This is a genomic window from Sphingomonas metalli (genome assembly GCF_014641735.1).
Taxonomy (GTDB): domain Bacteria; phylum Pseudomonadota; class Alphaproteobacteria; order Sphingomonadales; family Sphingomonadaceae; genus Sphingomonas; species Sphingomonas metalli.
Genome location: NZ_BMIH01000003.1, coordinates 554,302 through 572,584 on the forward strand (window position 1 = coordinate 554,302; position 18,283 = coordinate 572,584).

Annotated in this window: 15 protein-coding genes and 1 tRNA gene; 2 read left to right on the plus strand and 14 right to left on the minus strand. The window is 68.6% G+C overall.

The window, feature by feature from the left end:
• The 5 genes from gspG to IEX18_RS13050 are packed head-to-tail and all read right to left on the minus strand — an operon-like array spanning nt 1 to nt 6,475.
• Nucleotides 1-444 (minus strand): type II secretion system major pseudopilin GspG, encoded by a 444-nt coding sequence (gene gspG, locus IEX18_RS13030; RefSeq protein ID WP_188659178.1) that lies wholly within the window; start codon nt 442-444, stop codon nt 1-3.
• Nucleotides 445-455: 11 nt separating this feature from the next.
• Entirely contained in the window at nt 456-1,679 is a 1,224-nt protein-coding gene (gene gspF, locus IEX18_RS13035; RefSeq protein WP_188659179.1) for a type II secretion system inner membrane protein GspF, read from the minus strand.
• Nucleotides 1,672-3,321, minus strand: coding sequence for a GspE/PulE family protein (locus IEX18_RS13040; protein ID WP_188659180.1), 1,650 nt, complete (start codon nt 3,319-3,321; stop codon nt 1,672-1,674). Before IEX18_RS13040 ends, gspF begins: the two co-directional genes overlap by 8 nt.
• Nucleotides 3,318-5,558: a type II secretion system secretin GspD gene (gspD, locus tag IEX18_RS13045; RefSeq protein WP_188659181.1), complete on the minus strand. Its 2,241-nt coding sequence runs from the start codon at nt 5,556-5,558 to the stop codon at nt 3,318-3,320. Before gspD ends, IEX18_RS13040 begins: the two co-directional genes overlap by 4 nt.
• Entirely contained in the window at nt 5,555-6,475 is a 921-nt protein-coding gene (locus tag IEX18_RS13050; RefSeq protein ID WP_308419347.1) for a type II secretion system protein N, read from the minus strand. Before IEX18_RS13050 ends, gspD begins: the two co-directional genes overlap by 4 nt.
• A gap of 75 nt (nt 6,476-6,550) precedes the next feature.
• On the opposite strand from IEX18_RS13050, the gene IEX18_RS13055 reads away from it, so the two are divergent.
• Nucleotides 6,551-7,207, plus strand: a complete 657-nt coding sequence (locus IEX18_RS13055; protein ID WP_188659182.1) for a prolyl hydroxylase family protein — start codon at nt 6,551-6,553, stop codon at nt 7,205-7,207.
• A gap of 156 nt (nt 7,208-7,363) precedes the next feature.
• Here the strand turns inward: IEX18_RS13055 and IEX18_RS13060 are convergent, their stop codons facing one another.
• From IEX18_RS13060 to IEX18_RS13085, 6 genes are all read right to left on the minus strand, one after another.
• A complete protein-coding gene (locus IEX18_RS13060) occupies nt 7,364-10,093 on the minus strand; it encodes a TonB-dependent receptor domain-containing protein (protein WP_188659183.1) in 2,730 nt (909 codons plus the stop codon).
• Between the two features lie 73 nt (nt 10,094-10,166).
• Nucleotides 10,167-11,747 (minus strand): beta-helix domain-containing protein, encoded by a 1,581-nt coding sequence (locus tag IEX18_RS13065; protein WP_188659184.1) that lies wholly within the window; start codon nt 11,745-11,747, stop codon nt 10,167-10,169.
• A gap of 200 nt (nt 11,748-11,947) precedes the next feature.
• On the minus strand, nt 11,948-12,469 hold the full coding sequence (locus IEX18_RS13070; protein WP_229664554.1) for a JAB domain-containing protein: 522 nt from the start codon (nt 12,467-12,469) through the stop codon (nt 11,948-11,950).
• 5 nt (nt 12,470-12,474) lie between these two features.
• Nucleotides 12,475-12,975: a hypothetical protein gene (locus IEX18_RS13075; RefSeq protein ID WP_188659186.1), complete on the minus strand. Its 501-nt coding sequence runs from the start codon at nt 12,973-12,975 to the stop codon at nt 12,475-12,477.
• Nucleotides 12,976-13,024: 49 nt separating this feature from the next.
• Nucleotides 13,025-13,387, minus strand: coding sequence for a hypothetical protein (locus IEX18_RS13080; RefSeq protein WP_188659187.1), 363 nt, complete (start codon nt 13,385-13,387; stop codon nt 13,025-13,027).
• A 60-nt stretch (nt 13,388-13,447) separates the two neighbouring features.
• Nucleotides 13,448-13,966, minus strand: a complete 519-nt coding sequence (locus IEX18_RS13085; RefSeq protein ID WP_188659188.1) for a helix-turn-helix domain-containing protein — start codon at nt 13,964-13,966, stop codon at nt 13,448-13,450.
• 127 nt (nt 13,967-14,093) lie between these two features.
• Between IEX18_RS13085 and IEX18_RS13090 the strand changes: the two genes are divergently transcribed.
• Nucleotides 14,094-15,038, plus strand: coding sequence for a DUF808 domain-containing protein (locus IEX18_RS13090; RefSeq protein ID WP_188659189.1), 945 nt, complete (start codon nt 14,094-14,096; stop codon nt 15,036-15,038).
• 238 nt (nt 15,039-15,276) lie between these two features.
• On the opposite strand, the gene IEX18_RS13095 is transcribed toward IEX18_RS13090, so the two are convergent.
• The 3 genes from IEX18_RS13095 to lon form a co-directional block, all read right to left on the minus strand.
• Nucleotides 15,277-15,351, minus strand: a tRNA-Val gene (locus tag IEX18_RS13095).
• 52 nt (nt 15,352-15,403) lie between these two features.
• On the minus strand, nt 15,404-15,676 hold the full coding sequence (locus IEX18_RS13100) for an HU family DNA-binding protein (protein ID WP_188659190.1): 273 nt from the start codon (nt 15,674-15,676) through the stop codon (nt 15,404-15,406).
• Nucleotides 15,677-15,872: 196 nt separating this feature from the next.
• Nucleotides 15,873-18,269, minus strand: a complete 2,397-nt coding sequence (gene lon / locus IEX18_RS13105; RefSeq protein ID WP_188659191.1) for an endopeptidase La — start codon at nt 18,267-18,269, stop codon at nt 15,873-15,875.
• Nucleotides 18,270-18,283: the final 14 nt, after the last annotated feature.

Below are 18,283 nucleotides of genomic sequence, written 5' to 3' on the forward strand. Positions count from 1 at the left end.
TTATTGCCAGCTGCCGATATCGGCGTTGATGCCCTCGCCGCCTTCCTTGCCGTCGGCGCCATAGGTCCAGACATCGGCCTCGCCATGCTGGCCGGGCGCGGCGTAGAGATACGGCCTGCCCCAGGGATCGTCGGGCAGTCGCTTCAGATAGCCGCCGCGCTGGTAGCGGGAAGGATCGGCCAGCCCTTCGGGCGCGCTGACCAGCGCCTGCAGGCCCTGCGTCGTGGTCGGATAGTTGACGTTCTGCAGCTTGTAGAGCTCCAGCGCGCCCTCGATCTGGGCGATATCCGCCTTCGCCTTCTGGATGCGCGCGGTGTCGCCGGAGGGCAGCACGTTGAGCGCGACGATCGTCGCCAGCAGGCCGATGATGACGATCACCACCATCAGCTCGACCAGGGTGAAGCCGGCTTGGCGACGGCGCTTCTTCTTCGTTTCGTGGACCATGGGTTTCCTCATCATCCTCCGGCCAGCGTATTGAGCTGGAGGATCGGCAACAGGATGGCGAGCACGATGGTGGCGACGATCCCGCCCATCACCACGATGATCGCCGGCTCCAGCAGCGACAGCGCGGTCGCGGTGAACCGGTCGAACTCACGCTCCAGATAGTCGGCGGCGCGCTCGAGCATCTCGTCCAGCCGCCCCGCCGCCTCGCCGCTGGCGGCAAGATAGGTCAGGAGCGGCGGGAAGACCGCCGCGCGCCGCATCGCGGCCGACAGGCTGCCTCCGCCGCGGATCGCCTCGACGATCTCGTCGGAGGCGGCGCGCAGCCGGCGGTTGTGGATCGTGCCCGCGGTCAACGTCAGGCCTTCGAGCAGCGGGAGGCGGCTCGCCACCATCGTGCCGAGCGTCCGCGCCATCCGCGCCGCGTGCAGGTCGCGCAGCAGCCGCCCCGCGAGCGGCAGGCGCAGCAGCCAGCTGTCGAAGGAGAGGCGGATCGCCGGATCCTTGAGCAGCCGCCAGCCCGCCAGTCCCAGCAGGACGAGGCCGAGGATCAACACCCACCACCAGCCGACGAGGAAGTCGGACAGGGCGATGACCAGACGCGTCAGCAACGGCAGCTCCTGTCCGACCGTGTCGAACTGCTCGACGACCTGCGGCACCACGAACATCATCAGCGCGGTCACCACCCCCATCGCCACGACAGCGAGGATCGCGGGATAGGCGAGTGCGGTCACCAGCTTGCCGCGGATCTCCGCCTGGCGTTCGAGCAGCGCCGCCAGCCGGTCGAGGATCGTCGGCAGCGTGCCCGAGCTCTCGCCCGCCGCCACCATCGCGCGGTAGAGCGGCGGGAAGCTCTTGGGCTCGCGCGCCATCGCATCGGCCAGCCGCCGCCCCTCGACCACCCCCGAATGGACGGCGCGCACGATGCCCTGCACCCGCTCCTGCTCGGTCTGGCGGGTGATGGTGCGCAGGCTCTCCTCGAGCGGCGAGACGCGGTTGAGCGTCGCCAGCTGGCGGGTGAACAGAGTCAGCTGCTTGCCCGACATGCGCGCGCGGCCCAGCTGCAGCCCGAACAGCGGCCGCGCCCGCGCCACCGGAGGCGCGCCGGGCTCCAGCCGCACGACATAGAGGCGCTGGCGATCGAGCGTGCTGCGCGCCGCATCGATATCGGCGGCGGCGACATGGCCGCGGCGCTCGTTGCCGCGGGTGTCGATCGCCAGATAGTCGAAATCAGCCATCGGCCGGCTGGACGAAGCTGGTCGCCGGCGGCGTCCCTTCCGCCGCGGGCGCCGGCGGATCGATGACCGGCTCGACATCGGCGGCATCGCGCCGGGAGACGCGGATCGCCTCTTCCGGCGTGGTCAGCCCGGCGACCACCAGATCGCGTGCCGCCGCGGCGAGGTTGGGCGTGCGGGCAAAGGCATGGGCCGCGATCGCCGCCTCGTCGCCGCCCTCGTTGATCAGGCGGCGGATCGTATCGTCGACCCGTACCGCCTCGAACACGCCCACCCGCCCCTTGAAGCCGGTATGGTTGCACTGCTCGCAGCCGACGGGTTCGTAGATGGTGGCGCTGGCGGGAACGCCCAGCAGGGTCGCGGGCGTGTCGCCGGTGCGTGCGCGGCCGCGCGTCGCGCTCCGCCCCGCCGCTGGCACGGCGCGACGGCAGTTCGGGCACAGCCGGCGCACCAGCCGCTGGGCGATCACCGCGCGGAGCGTGGAGGCGAGCAGGAACGGCTCGACCTTCATGTCGCGCATCCGGGTGATCGCGCCGACCGCGTCGTTGGTATGCACCGTCGACAGGACGAGGTGACCGGTCAGCGAGGCCTGCACGGCGATCTCGGCCGTCTCGCGATCGCGGATCTCGCCGACCATCACCACGTCGGGATCCTGGCGCAGGATCGCACGCAACCCGGCGGCGAAGGTCAGCCCGACCTTGGCATTGACCTGGGTCTGGCCGACTCCCTCCACCGCATATTCGACCGGATCCTCGACCGTCAGGATGTTGCGGCTGCCGTCGTTGAGCAGGCGCAGCGCGGCGTAGAGACTCGTCGTCTTGCCCGAACCGGTCGGGCCGGTGACGAGGATGATCCCGTTCGGCTCGGCCAGCGCGCCCTTCAGCAGCGCATACATCGCCGGGGTCATGCCGAGCGCGTCGAGGTCGATGCCGGCATTCTCCTTGTCGAGGATACGCAGCACCACCCGCTCGCCGGCGCGGCTCGGCAGGGTCGAGACGCGCACGTCGAGCAGCTTGCCGCCCAGCGTCAGGCCCATGCGTCCGTCCTGCGGCACGCGCCGCTCGGCGATATCCAGCCGTGCCATCACCTTGATGCGGCTGACCACGACAGGCGCGACGTGCGGCGGCATGCGCAGCGTCTCGCGCAGCACGCCATCGATCCGCATTCGTACGACGAGACCCGTCTCATAGGGCTCGATATGGATATCCGACACGCCGTTGCGCGCGGCATCGGCGATGATCCCGTTGATCAGCCGGATGGCGGGCGCATCGTCCGCCGTGTCGAGCAGATCCTCCGCGGTCGGGATCCCTTCCGCCAGCTCGTCCAGCTCGTTGCCCATGCCCACGGCCGCGAGCGCGCGCGCCTGCCCGTCCATCGCATAGGCGTCGGAGAGCAGCCGGTCGAAGCCCGGCTGGTCGACGGGCTCGATCGCGAAGGGCTGTGCCAGGAAGCGGCGCACCTCGATCAGCACGCGCGGATCGGCGCCTTCGCGCAATGCCACGGTCAGCGGTCCCTCCGGCTCGCCGGGCCGCACCGCCACACCATATTTGCGCGCGAAGCCATAGGGCAGGACGAGCTGCGGCACGACCGCGCGCTCGCCGTCCGCGGCGGGCGGAACGATTGGGTCGTCGGTCGCCGGGGTCATTTGCGGTCCGGCCGGATCGACATGCTCGGCTGCCCCTGGCGGGGCACGGCGATGTTCGGATCCTCGATATTGCCCGGCAGCGGCGCCGACGGGATCGGCGGCGCGGCATTCATATAGTCGCGGACCAGCTGGTCGATCGACGGCTCCACGCCCGGCTGCGCATAGCCCTGCGTGGCGCGCAGATAACCGTAGCGTTGCTCGGTCACCCGCCGGCTGTCCTCGGGCGTGCGCAGGATGGTCGGCCGGATGAAGACCATAAGGTTGGTCTTGGTCCGGCTACGCGCCTTGGACTTGAAGAGGTTGCCGAGCACGGGAATGTCGCCGAGCAGCGGGATCTTCTCGATCGTCCGCCGCTCCGCATCGTCGAGCAGCCCGCCGATCACGGTGATCTGCCCGTCGTCGGGCGTGAAGACGTTTTCGAACGCGCGCTTGTTGAGGATCAGCTCCTGGTTGCTCGCCGAGACCGGCCCGGCGATCGAGCTAACCTCGAGCCGGACGTGGAGCTTCAGCGATCCGCCTGCATTGACCTGCGGCTTCACGTCGAGCTGGATACCGACATTCTGCCGCTGCACCGTGCGGAAGCTGTTGTCGAAATTGTTCGACAGCGCCTGTCCCGTCGTCACCGGGATCTCCTGCCCGACCAGGCTATGCGCCTGCTGGTTGTCGAGCGTGATGATGTGCGGCACCTGCAGCAGGTTGGAGGTGTTGTCGCTCTTCACCGCGTTGATGATCGCACCGAAGATCGTGTCGCCCACCCTGCCGCCCCAGCCGGCGAAGCCGCCGCTGGTGCCCAGGATCGAGCTGATCGCCGACTGGGTCAGCTGATCGGTCGCCGCATTGGGCGTGGTGGTCGTCGTCCGCGTACCGTCGGTGCCGATCACGGTCGTGGTCTGACCGCCGATATAGCGCGCGCCGACGGCACCTGCGATCTGGAGGATGTTGGGCGCGGTGTTGGTATAGGTGGACGCCGCGAAGGCGCCACCCGACAGGTTGCCCAGCAGGAACTGCGCGCCGAGCCGCTTGACCGTGGAATCCGAGACCTCGGCGATGATCGCCTCGATCAGCACCTGCTCGCGCCGGGTGTCGAGCTGGCGCGTGACCTCGGCGAGCTGCCGCTGGATGTCGGCGGGCGCCGCGATGACGATTGCGTTCGCGCCGGTGAAGCGCGTCACGACCGCCTGCGTGCGGCTGCCCACCGACGAGATCGGCGCCTGCTGGCCGTTGGCCAGCGTCGTACCGCCGCCCCCGCCACTGGTCGGCACCGGATTGGACGGCTGGATGATCTGCGGCGTGATCTGGCCGCTGCTCGTGCCCGTCGTTCCATTGGTGGTCTGGAAGCTGCCGCGCGACAGCGTGGTCTCCTGCACCGGATCGGGCGTCTGCCCCACCAGGCGCTGAAGTACCGGCAGCAGCTGCTCGGCATCGGCGTTTTCGAGGAAGACGACCTTGATCTCGGTCCCGCTCTGCGCCTTGCGGTCGAGATCGACCGCGATCTGCGCCAGCCGCGTGACGCTCGACGGGTCGCCGCGAAGACCGATCGAGTTAGAGCTTTCGATCGGCACGACGGATACGCTACCCGGTGCCACCGAGGCACCGCCGCCGCCGGTGCTCGAGCCGCCCCCGGCCAGCGCCTGAAGCGCCGTGGCGATCTCGCGCGCGGACGCGTTGCGCAGCGTGACGACGCGGGTCGCGGCACCATCCGTATCCACCCGCCGCAGCACCTCGCGGATGCGGCGGATATTGTCGGCGAAGTCGACCACGACGATGCTGTTGCCGCCGCGATTGGCGGTGACCGACCCTTGCGCGCTGACCAGTGGGCGCACCGTCTCCACCGCGCTCTGCGCGTCGATCGAGCGCAGGCGGACGATCTCGGTGACGAAGCTGTTGCGCTGGGCCCCGGCGCTGCCGATGCGGCTCGGCTGCGCGGCGGCATTGTCGAGCGGCTGGACGCGCAGCACGCCGTTGCCGGTCGGCACCGCGACCAGCCCGTTGGCGCGCAGCGTCGACAGGAACACCTCGAAATATTCCGATCGCGACAGCGGCCGGTCGGTGACCACCGTCACCTTCCCCGCCACCCGCGCATCGACGATGAAGGTGCGGCCCGTCACCCGGGCCGCATCGGCGATGAAGGCCCGGATGTCGGCATCGCGGACGTTGAGCGTCAGCTGCGCGGCGACGGGCGCTGCCACCGCCAGCGCGGCGGCGAGAACAGGCAGGGAAAGCGAGGAACGGATCATTTCTTGGGGGCCGCTATCGTGATGGCGAGCGGCAGCGTGTCCTGTCCGCGCTCGACGGTGATGGGAATGTTGCCGCCGCCGGCGAATTCGGCGGCGATACGGTCGATGTCGCCGGGGCCGGTGACCGGCCGCCCGCCGATCGAGGTGACCACGTCGCCCTCGCGAAGGCCGGCCCGGCGAAATGCCTCGCCGCCGCCCTGCGGCCGGACGACGAGCCCGCTGATCCGGCCGTTGTCGAGGCGGGGGATGAAGCCGATGTCCTGCCGCAGCTGGCTGGCGGGCAGGCCGCCGCCGGGCACCGCCGAGCCGCCGGACGCGGCGGGGGTGATCGGGCCGACTCCCGCCGGCAGCGGCGGCGCGCCCGGCGGTCCGCCCGTACCCGGCGGCGGCGGCGTCGCGCCGGACTGGTCGAGGAACAGGTCCTCGGTCACGCCGCCGCGGTCGAGCGTGATATGGTCGAAGGCGACGCCCTTCAGCCGGACGCCCGGCTGGATCTCCTCGCCGACCGCGACGCTCTGCTGGACGCCGTCCGGGCCCGCGACGATCGCCGAACCGCGGCCGGTCGCCTCGTCGAGCCGGATGCCGAATACGGTCAATTGCAGGTTGGTCACCGTCGTGGGCGCGGTCTGCGCCTGTTGCAGACGGAAGAACGGGTCGAAATCGGTCAGCAGCTCGAGCGCCGATCCCGGAACCGCGACGCCTGCCGGCCGCCAGTCGCCGACCGGCCCGACCGGGGTCGCGACGACCCAGATCAGCCGGGCGAGCTGCACGGCGAGCCCCGCCATGAGCGCGAGTTCGGCCACCGAATAGACGTTGACGACCGGCAGCCGCTCCAGCAGCCGCCGCGCGCGCGGATCGAGCCTCAATCGCATCGCCAGATCATCCCGCCGCCCGATCGCATACCATCGACCCTGCATCTAACAGCGAACGGCCGCGCTGCCGACAAAAAAGACGCTTGGACGCGCGCTGCGCGCGCTGCCACTCTGCCGGCCATGCCAAGCTCCCTTTCTCTCGGCTCCGGGCTCGACGGCGCGCCGATCGCCGAGCGCATCCTGTCGCATCACGGCGTCCAGCGCATCCCCAGTCCCAAACTCACCCTCTTCGTCCAGCGCGACTTCCTGCCGCCGGAGCTTTGCACCGCCCTGATCGCGCGGATCGATGCGGTCCGCCGCCCCTCGACCATTGCGGACGCCAATGGCGATGCCGCCTACCGGACCAGCGAGACGGGCGACCTCGCGGCGGACGATCCGGTGGTGATCGACACCGAGGCGCGGTTGCTGGCCTTTACCGGCCTCGATCCGACGCATGGCGAGCCCCTGCAGGGGCAGCGCTACGCGGTCGGGCAGGAGTTCAAGGGGCATACCGACTATTTCGAGCCGCAGGGCATCGACTATGACCGCTACTGCTCCGTTGCCGGCAACCGGACCTGGACGGCGATGGTCTATCTCAACTCTCCCGAAGCGGGCGGCGCGACGCGGTTCAAGGCGGCCGACAAGATCATCCAGCCCGAACGGGGCAAGCTGGTCTGCTGGAACAATCGCCGCCCGGACGGCAGCCTCAACCCCGCCACGCTCCATCAGGGCATGAAGGTGCGCAGCGGGGTCAAGTACGTCATCACCAAATGGTATCGCGAGCGGCCCTGGGGATAGACCTTGATCCGTTGAAGCTGAAACGATCGTCATCCCGGCAAAGGCTGGGATCTCCCGGTAAAAGCACGAGGCATGAACCGCTCGAGGCCCCAGCCTGCGCTGGGGCGACGATTCAGGTCGGCTGGACCGAGCTTTAGCCGCCGCCCGCGCCCGGCGTCAGAACTGGATGCTGGCCCCGAGGCTGAAGACCCGGCCGAGCCGGTACCGGTTGATGTCGACCCGCGCATTCTCGAAGGTCTGGAACTCGCGATAGCCGGTACCCGTCAGGTTGCGCGCCTCCGCCTTGATCTCGACCTCCTTGCCCGCGATCCGGATGCCCTGCCGCCCGACGATGTCGAGGCGGATGCCGGGGCGCTCGATCAGATCGGGCAGGCGCACGCCGCCGTCGCCGACCGGGCCGCGATTGGTCAGCCGGTCCGAGGCATAGTTGAACAGGAAGGTCAGCTGGCTGAGCGACTCCTTGTCCTCGATGCCGAGCTGGAGATTGACCAGATGGTCCGACTGGCCGACCAGCGGGGCGCCGTCGCGGAACAGCACGTTCGCCGGCCGCAGGTCGGCGATCGCGCCCGAGGACAGCGGGCTGGCGATCAGCTGGTTGCCCGCCTCCACCTTCGAATGGGTGTAGGTGTAGTTGACGATCGCGACGAGGCGGCGCGTCGCGAAGAAGCCGTCGCCCAGCGCATCGAGCGGGATATACTTCTGGAACTCGACCTCGCCGCCGTAGAGCTTGGCGCGCGGCGCGTTGGCGAAGCCGGTCTGGAGGGTCGACGAGCCGGCCGGGAAGAAGGCCACTGCCTCGATCGGATCGTCGATCCGCTTGAAGAAGCCCGCCAGGTTGAAGCGCTGGTCGCGCGCAAAATACCATTCGTAGCGCAGCTCGGCATTGTAGAGCTGCGAGTCCTTCAGGAAGGTGTTGCCGAAGAACAGGCGGTCGCTCTCGAAATCCTGGTAGAGCTGCGGCGCGAGTTCGCGGAACTGCGGACGGGCCAGCGTCTTCGACAGATGGCCGCGCAGCTGCATGTCGGGCGCGAAGTTCCAGGTGATGGTGACCGCAGGCAGCCAGTAGCTGTTGTCCAGCCGGGTGCCGGTGGCGGTGCCGATCGGGTTGACCCACTCGACCGCCTGCTCGTAGCGGATGCCGCTGGTCGCGCGCAGCCCGTCGGTGATCTCGCCCTCCACCTGGGCATAGCCGCCATGGACGCGCAGGCTGGCGTCATAGGCCGCCGCGCCCTGCGCGGTCGAGGTGTTGCGCAGGCTGATGCCGTAGGTCAGCACCGTATAGTCGGACAGCAGATAGTCTGGGCGCAGCTGCGCCACCGCGACCGGCAGCGTGGCGTTGTTCGGCGCCTGGTACTGGAAGGTGTAGCGGCTCGAATCGCGGCTGGTGTCGGTATAGGCATAGCCGACCGAGACCGAGAAGGGCCGGTCGAACGACGAGACGTTCCAGGTCAGGTTCGCCTGACCGGACCATTGCCGCTCGTCCAGCTCGGAAAAGGCGATCGACGCGCCTTCCAGCCCGCTGAGGCTGTTGCGATAGTCGCGCGCCTGATTGCTGTACTGATAGGTGAAGCCACGCTCGTAGGGGCTGTTGCGCTGCGTCTTGGCGAAGGAGCCGCGCACGTCGAGCGCGATGTCGGTCCATTTGAACTCGCCGACGGCCTGGGTGTCCATCAGCTCGCGCTCGAACCAGCTGGTGTTCTGGACGATGAAGGGCTGGATGCCGCCGGGCAGGATGCCGACATTGGCGGTGTTGCCGCGGCTCAGCCGGCCCTGCTTGACCGTGTCGTGAATGTAGAGGTTGGTCAGCCGGATCTTGTGCTCGTCCCACTCGGCGCCGACGCCGAGCAGGCCGTTTACGATCGCGCGATTGTCGGTCAGCACGGTCTGGAAGTCGCTGATCAGGATCCCGGTCGGGTCGTTGGTCAGCTGCTGGCGGTTGTCGCGGGTGCGCCAGCTGTTGCTGATCCCCGCCGCCGCGATCACGCCGACGCGGACGCTGCCGAAATCGGCCGAGGTGCCGAAGCTCATCTCGCCCGACCAGTTGGCGGGGAGCTGGTTGTTCTGCTGGAGGAGCGTCGTCTCGGCATTGGTCAGCCCGGTGATCTGCTGCGGGGTCAGCGACGTGCCGTTGACCCCGGCGGCGCGGATGACGCCCGGGACCTTGCGCTCGCCGCTGTCGAAGCCGGTCCAGTCGTACCGGCCACCGTCATAGACATAGCCGAGCTCCGACGTGGTCACCGTATCGGCGGCCAGCGAGCCGCCGAGCTGGAAGAAGGTCTCCTTGGGCACCGCACGGGTGGTCAGGTTGATGACGCCGCCGCCGAACTCCGCAGGATAGTTAACCGAATAGCTCTTCTGCACCAGCGCAGAGGCGATGACGTTGGTCGGGAAGATGTCGAGCGGCACGACGCGGCGCAGCGGCTCGGGCGAGGGCAGCGGCGAGCCGTTGAGCAGCGACGAGGAATAGCGGTCGCCGAGGCCACGGACATAGACGAAGCCGTTGCCGACCACCGACAGGCCGGTGACGCGGGTCAGCGCGCCGGCGATGTCGCCCTCGCCCGTCCGCGCGATGTCGGCGGTCGACAGCACGTTCACCACCTCGGGGGTCGAGCGCACGATGTTGGGGATGTTGCGGCCGACGACGACGATGTCCTCGTTGCCGGCCGAGCCGGGCGCCGAGACCTCCACCTGGTCGGTCTGCCCTGCCCCACCCGGGGTGGCGGTGCGCAGATCGTCATTGTCGACCGGCGTTCCCGCCTGCGGCGCGACGACGCTGCCCGAAGGCGGCGAACCGGCCGGCGCGCTGCCGGCTGTCCCCTGCGCGATCGCGGCCGCGGGCATCAACATGGACGTGCCCAGCAGAAGGGTGGTGAAGGTCTTGGTCATGGCTGCCCCGGCAGAAAAAGGAATTGGCGGGCGGCCCCCCGGACCGCCCGCTTCGATATGCGCCCCGTCCGGATCAGCCGGTGGGCAGCGCGGTGCAGCTGCCGCTGGTCGAGCCGAAGCTCGCCCGGTTGGAGTTGCACGTCCAGCCTGCGAAGGAGGTGTCGTTCGGTCCGCTCACCGCGCCGATGAAGCTGGTGTTGACGAAGAAGGAGTTGATCGTCGACGCGTTGAACGGGGTCGTCGTGCTGGCGACGCCGGCCGGCAGGTAGGTGCCGGTCAGGATGCCCGTCGCGCTCGCCGTGTTGTTGGTCCCCGCGGTGAACACCGCCGCCTGCTCGGCCGCGGTCACCGTCACGCCGTTGACGGCGGTTTCCGCATAGGAGCTGGCGCAGCCGAACACGACCGAGCTGAACACCGGCGGCCCGAGGTCGTCGAGCGTGGTGTTGGCCGGACGGATCGTCGACTTGCCGTTCGAGTCGAGGCCCGCGACGATGTTTAGGCAGGCGTTCGGGCCGGTGACGATGCCGTTGATGAAGCGGGCATCCGCGCCGCCGCGCAGGCGGATCGCGGCGTTGGTCGCCGTCGAGGTCGAGACGAAGGTGAAGTTGGCGAGGTTGTACCGCTGGCGGGGCAGCGCATCCTCGTTGCCGTTCGAGTCGATCTCGGTCGAGTAATTGTCGGTCTGGGTGTTGTTCGGCTTCTGCACCGCCAGCACGAACTGCACGAAGCCCTGCCAGCCCACATCGGTGTCCAGGCCGTCGTCATCGGCGCCGGTGATCGCCAGATACTTCATGTTGGTCCGGCCGCCGAACACCTCGATGCCGTCGTCCGAGGAGTTGTGGACCTGGACGTGATCGATCGTCGTGCCCGAACCGGTGCCGCCCAGCGTCAGTCCCTGCAGCTCGTTGTTGGGGCTGATGACGGTGCCCGAATAGCGGATCTGGACGTAGCGGACGGTGCCCGAATCGTCGGTCGCGTTGGCGCCGCCGTAGAGCGCCGTCGTGGTGCCCTCGACGATGTTCTCGCAGGTCGCCGAACCGCCCGCGACGGTGGTGTTGCAGTTCGAGATCGGCGCACGGCCGGCCATGATGATGCCGCCCCACAGGCCCTGGCTGTCGTCGCTGACGCCGCCGGTCAGGTTCTGCTGCGCGGTGAAGATGATCGGGCTGGCCGCTGTGCCCTCGGCGAGCAGGCGCGAGCCGCGGTTCACGACCAGGAAGTCGTTATTGGCGTTGGTGGTGTTGGCGTAGACGATGACGCCCGGCTGGACGGTCAGGTCGACGCGGGTGCCGCCCGACTTGGTGCCGTCGCCGCCGATGTCGACGCCGACATCGACCTGGCCGTTGATCTCATAGGCGACGCCCGGCAGCTTCTGCAGGGTCAGGCTGCTGGTGACGACCGTCGGGATGCGACAGCCGCGGAAGTTGCCGACCACGCCCGCATCGGCGAAGCCGGTCGGGCACGAGGCGGCCGGCGTGCCCGCGGTGGGGGTCGGGGTGCCGGTGGGGGTCGGCGTCGGCGTGCTGCCGCCGCCCGGTGCCACGATCACGCCTTCGCCGGGCGAGGCGACGCTGTCCGCGCCATCGCAGGAGGCCAGAAGCATGGAGGCGGTACCCGCCATCAGGAGGCGGGTGGTGCGCGAGAAGGTGGACATCGGAAGACTCCCGGTCGATCATTGGATTGCGGGCCATTCGCCCGGGATCGACTCGGGTCCCCCTGCCGATCACGGCAGTCCGATTAGGCATGTTAAATGACGGCTAGATGGGATTCGCGTTTCGAAACCATGACGCCACCGTTACGGTTATGTGACGCGCGGATTCGAGATCCGGCGTTTTCGTGCGGTCCTCGATGACGTCATTCCGGCACGATCGCATGCACGGCGATGGCGGCATGGCCGTCGCGCGCGATGACGAGGTGATCGTGCAGCCGGATATCGAGACACTCCGCCGCGGTCGCCAGCCGACGCGTGAACAGCCGGTCCGCCGCACTCGGCGTCGGATCGCCGCTGGGATGGTTGTGGACCAGCACCAGCCCCGTCGCGCCGAGCAGCAGCGCGCGCTCCAGCACCTGTCGCGGCTCGACCGACAGCGCCGAGGGCGTCCCCTGCGCGATCGCCTCCTCGGCGATCAGCTCGCGCCGTGTGTTGAGGAAGAAGGCGTGCAGCGTCTCGACCGGGGCGAAGGCATGGGCGTGATGGAGATAGTGGATCAGCGCGTGCCGGGTGGCCAGGATCGGGCCGCGGACCGCCGCCTCGCGCAGTGTCCACAGCATCGCGCGATGGTGCGCCTTCAGCATCCGTGCGGCGTCGCGATCCGCCAGGACGTCCGCCAGCCGATCCGGGCCGGCTGCCAATGCGGGCCCGACGGCGCCGAACACCTCGATCAGCCGGTCGGCGTGCGAACCGGCGCGGTCGGCATCAAGGCCGGCCAGGAGATCGACCAGGACCTGTCGCGCCCGTGCGCGTGCACCCGCTGCCGGTGGCGATACGTCGCCACGACCAGCGTCAGGAGGATCGGATAGGAGGCGATGGCGTGCGCCGCCTTGTAGACGTCGGGGAGAATGTCCGGCGCGATCATCCTCGCCAGATGCGCCACCAAACCAAAGGCGTGCAGAGCGCTCAGGCACAGCGGCCAGAACCTGTCCGCCAGCGCGGCGACCGCGACCAGCGCGAGGAGGAGAACGGCGTCGACCGCCAGGATGCCATATTCCACATGGCGGAACTGTCCGCCATGATAACCGCGCCCCAAGATTGCGACCAGGAAGGTCGATAGGGCGGCGAGTGGCAGCAGCACCGCGACCCAGCGTTCGGGCGCCCCGCCGCAGCGCAGCGCATAGCCGCACGCCCCGACAAGAAGGACATAGAACAGAAGGACATGGATCATGGCTCGGATCGCGGCGCCTCGCCGAAGCGCCGCGATCCGAAACGGGCGTTCAGGCCGCGATGCGGACGATGCTGGCCTCGCGGTCGGCCGCGTCCGCCAGGCTCCGGACGAAGTCCTCGCAGGGGAATTGATCGCCGAACGCGGTGGTCAGCCCCTGTTCCTTCGCATAGGCGAGCAGCAGGCCATGAGCACGCGCGACCCTGCCGCGCGCCTCGACCAGTGCGGTGAAGGTCTCGGCAACGGCCCCCAGCACGCGCTGCGCCTCGATCGGCGAGGCGCCCGAGCGCGCGAGCTCCTCGAGCAAGTCGGCCGGCAGCCTTGCGCTCGAACGGGCAGCAAGGTCGATCTCCTGCTCCAGCGTCGTCAGACGGGTCGCGATCTTGTGGGCGGCGGCGGGCGCGATCTTGGTCATGGTCACGGGTCTCCGGGCGACCCGCGGCGAAGAGCACGGGCGAGGTCGGTCGCCGGAGCATCAGAAGCGCAATCCCCGGCTCGCCTCGACGAAGAAGCCGACCGCCGCGATCAGCAGCACGGTCAGCAGCACGACGATGGCGAGCCTGGCGGGAATGGAGAGTGCGTTCCGCTGCCCCCTTCGCGCCGGATAGGGCAACGGTAGGACGAAACCGGTCGGCGGCGGCGCGAGGCCACTGGCATCCGCCAGCCCGCGCGTCGTCGTCTCCGTCTCGTCGTCCCGCTCCCGGTCCGACTGGCCCGCCGCTTCAACGTCGTAATAGGACCGGTCCGCTATCCCCGGCGGGGCACTAGTACCCGAAGCACCAGCCTCGTCCGCCGCCACCATCCGCGCCGCATCGATACTCCGCGCAACGCCCAGCGCGGTGCGCGCGGCACTCAGATGGTTCTTCACCGTCAGGTCGGAGATGCCGAGCGCGCGGCCGATCTCCTTCCCCTCCAGCCCCTGTGCCACCAGGCGCAGGCATTCGCGCTGTCGGGGGCTGAGCGCCTTGAGCCGATCGTGGCGGGGGTCGGGCATGACCGCCACGTAGGGGTTCCCGGGCCTGTTTGCGGGCCGATTACCTCCATTATGGAGCAACCGCGCGGGATTGCGCGTCCAAGCATTTGGCGACACAGCCAATGCTCATTTCTGGGGGAAGACGATCATGCCATCGGGTCTGGCTGCGCTGCTCGACGACGTCGCCGCGATCACCCGCCTCGCCGCCGCGTCGATCGACGATGTCGGCGCCGCCGCCGGACGCGCGGGCGCGAAGGCGGCCGGCGTGGTGATCGACGATGCCGCGGTCACACCGCGCTACGTCACCGGCCTCTCGCCGGCGCGCGAGCTGCCGATCATCTGGCGGATCGCGCTGGGCTCGATCCGCAACAAGCTCCTGATCCTGCTACCGGTCGCGTTGCTGCTCAGCGCCTTCGCGCCCTGGCTGCTGACGCCCCTGCTGATGCTGGGCGGCGCCTATCTCTGCTTCGAGGGGGCGGAAAAGCTGTGGGAGGCGGTCAGCGGCCACCATGAGGAGGCGGGCGCCGGCGATGCCGGCGCGGAGAGTGCCGAAGCGCTGGAGAAGAAGACGATCGCGGGCGCGATCCGCACCGATTTCATCCTCTCCGCGGAGATCATGGCGATCGCATTGGCCGAAGTGTCCGGTACCGGCATCGTCCAGCAGGCTGCGGCGCTCGCGATCGTCGCGCTGGCGATCACCGCCGGCGTCTATGGCGCGGTCGGGCTGATCGTGAAGCTCGACGATATAGGCCTCCACCTCGCGCGCCGTTCCTCGTCCGCGGTGCAGGCGATCGGTCGGGGCATGGTCAAGGCCATGCCGGTCATCATGTCCGCCCTCGCCGCGATCGGCACGGCGGCGATGATCTGGGTCGGCGGCGGCATCATCGTGCACGGGCTTGCCGGCTTCGGAGTGACGGCGCCCGAACACGTCATTCATGCAGCCGCCGAACACATGGCGGAGCTCGCGCCGGCGGCGCATGGCGCGATCGCCTGGACCGTGACCGCTATCGGCTCAGGCATGGTCGGGCTGGTCGTCGGCGGCATCATCGCGACCGTGCTGCATCTGGTGCCAACGCGGCACCAAGCTTCTTGACCCGTTCGTTTTGAGCGACCTCGAAGCACGGGCTGCGACACCCGCCCTTTAATTGCACTCAGGGCGAAGGGCTGGAGGTCGGGATCCAACTGGACGATGCCGTACGGTAGGTTACCGCCGTCGCCTCAGACGGGCGGCCCGCGGGCAATGTCCACCCGAACAGTCTCCGCCTTGCCCCCCGCATATGAAAAGACCCGCGCTCGTCGCCGAGCCGCGGGCCGTTCATGACCGATCGGGATGGTGGGCGCGACAGGGATTGAACCTGTGACCCCACCCGTGTGAAGGGTGTGCTCTACCGCTGAGCTACGCGCCCATCCCGGCGGGAGGCGGCCTCCTAGGCGAGGCGTGCCCCGCCTGTCCAGCCCCTAGTTGACCGAATCCTTCAGGATCTTGCCGGCCTTGAACTTGGGCTGGGTCGAGGCCTTGATCGACATCGGCTCGCCGGTGCGCGGATTGCGGCCGGTCGACGCCTTGCGGCGCGAGACCGAAAAGGTGCCGAATCCGACCAGGCGGACCTCGTCGCCCTTCTTCAGGCTGGCCGAAATGGCGTCGAACACGGCCTCGACCGCACGTGCGGCGTCGCTGCGCGCCAGTCCCGACGTATCGGCGACCGTCGCAATCAGCTCCTGCTTATTCATTGAATCGTCCCCCAAAATTCAAGCGAATCGATTATGCGCGATAACCGGGCACGGCGCGCGCAAGCGCCCACTAAAGAGCGGGGCTGCCCTCCAAGTCAACTCCGACATAGGGGTAGAAATGGTAGAACCGTGCCACGCGCCGGGTCTTGCCCCGATCGCGTGGCACCGGAATGACGGCCGCCGGCCGTCCGTCCGCTCAGTGGTGCAGTTCGCCTCCGGCCGGAGCAACCCCCGCCGGCGGCAACGCGGCAAGCTCGTCGGCATCGCTCCAGTCGATCGACTCGAGCGGCTCGGTCAGCGCCAGCCGCAGCACCTCGTCGACATGGGCCACCGGCACGATCTTCAGCCCCTCCTTCACATTGGCGGGGATGTCGGCCAAGTCCTTCTCATTCTCCTGCGGGATCAGCACCGTGGTGATGCCGCCGCGCAGCGCCGCCAGCAGCTTCTCCTTCAGCCCGCCGATCGGCAGCACGCGGCCGCGCAGCGTCACCTCTCCGGTCATCGCCACCTCGCGCCGCACCGGTACGCCGGTCAGCGTCGAGACGATCGAAGTCACGATGCCGATGCCGGCCGACGGCCCGTCCTTGGGCACCGCCCCTTCGGGCAGATGGATGTGGACGTCCTTGCGGTGGAAGAGCGACGGCTTGATGCCATAGCTGGGCGCGCGCGCCTTCACATAGCTCCACGCCGCCTCGACCGACTCCTTCATCACGTCGCCGAGCTTGCCGGTCGTCTTGATCGCACCCTTGCCGCCGACCGTCACCGATTCGATGGTCAGCAGCTCGCCGCCAACCTCGGTCCAGGCGAGGCCGGTGACCGCACCAATCTGATGCTCGGTCTCCGACAGGCCGTGGCGGAACTTCTGGACGCCCGCGAACTCGTGAAGATTCTCGGGCGTGACCGTGACGCTCTCCGCCTTGCCCTCGAGGATACGACGCAATGCCTTGCGCGCCAGCTTGGCGATCTCGCGCTCCAGCGTGCGCACGCCCGCCTCGCGGGTGTAGCGCTGGATGAGGGCGCGGAGCCCCTCCTGCGTCAGCACGAACTCGCCGGGCTTCAGACCGTGCGCCTCGATCTGCTTGGCGACGAGGTGCCGCTCGGCGATCTCGACCTTCTCGTCCTCGGTATAGCCCTCCAGCCGGATGATCTCCATGCGGTCGAGCAGCGGCTGCGGCAGGTTCAGCGTGTTCGCCGTGCAGACGAACATCACGTCCGACAGATCGATGTCGATCTCGAGATAATGGTCGTTGAACTTCGCATTCTGCTCCGGATCGAGCACCTCGAGCAGGGCCGAGGCCGGATCGCCGCGGAAGTCCTGACCGAGCTTGTCGATCTCATCGAGCAGGAACAGGGGATTGGACGCACCCGCCTTTTTGAGGTTGGTGACGATCTTGCCCGGCAGCGAGCCGATATAGGTCCGCCGGTGGCCCCGGATCTCGGCCTCGTCCCGCACGCCGCCCAGCGACTGGCGGATGAATTCGCGCCCGGTCGCCTTGGCGATCGACTGGCCGAGGCTGGTCTTGCCCACGCCCGGCGGGCCGACGAGGCACAGGATCGGCCCCTTAAGCTTGTTGGTGCGCGCCTGCACGCCGAGATATTCGACGATCCGGTCCTTCACCTTCTCCAGCGCATAATGATCCTGGTCGAGGATCGCCTGCGCGGCGGCGATGTCCTTCTTGACCTTCGACTTCTTGCCCCAGGGTAGGCCCAGCAACACGTCGAGATAGTTGCGCACCACCGTCGCCTCGGCGCTCATCGGCGCCATGGTCTTCAGCTTCTTCAGCTCCGACGTCGCCTTGGCGCGCGCCTCCTTGGAGAGCTTCAGTGTCGCGATCTTCTGCGTCAGCTCGGCGACTTCGTCGCCGTCGCCGTCATCGTCGCCATTGCCCAGTTCGCGCTGGATCGCCTTCAGCTGCTCGTTGAGGTAATATTCGCGCTGCGACTTCTCCATCTGACGCTTGACGCGGCTCTTGATCTTCTTCTCGACCTGCAGAACGCCGAGCTCGCCCTCCATCAGCGCATAGGCCATTTCGAGCCGCTTGGCCGGATCGAGCTCGACGAGCAGCGCCTGCTTGTCCGCCACCTTGACCGCGATGTTCGCCGCCACCGCATCGGCGAGGCGCGACGCGTCCTCGATCTCGCCCATCTGCGAGACGGTTTCCTGCGGCAGCTTCTTGTTGAGCTTGGCGTAGTTCTCGAACTGGCTGACGACCGAGCGCATCAGCGCCTCCGTCTCGCCGCTCTCGGCACCGGCGGCCTCGACCGGCTCCACCGCCGCCTCCAGATAGCCATCGGCTTCCCGCATCTCGCCCAGGCGGCCGCGTTCCTTGCCCTCGACCAGCACGCGTACGGTGCCGTCGGGCAGCTTCAGCAGCTGGAGCACCGTGGCGGTGACTCCCAGCTCGTACAGATCCTCGCGCGACGGATCGTCGAGATCCTTGTCGAGCTGGGCGGTCAGGAAGATCTCCTTGTCCGCCGCCATCGCCGCCTCCAGCGCGGCCACGGACTTCTCGCGCCCGACGAACAGGGGCACGATCATATGGGGGAAAACGACGATGTCGCGCAGCGGCAACACGGGATAGGTCTGGTTCATGCACACTCCGTCGG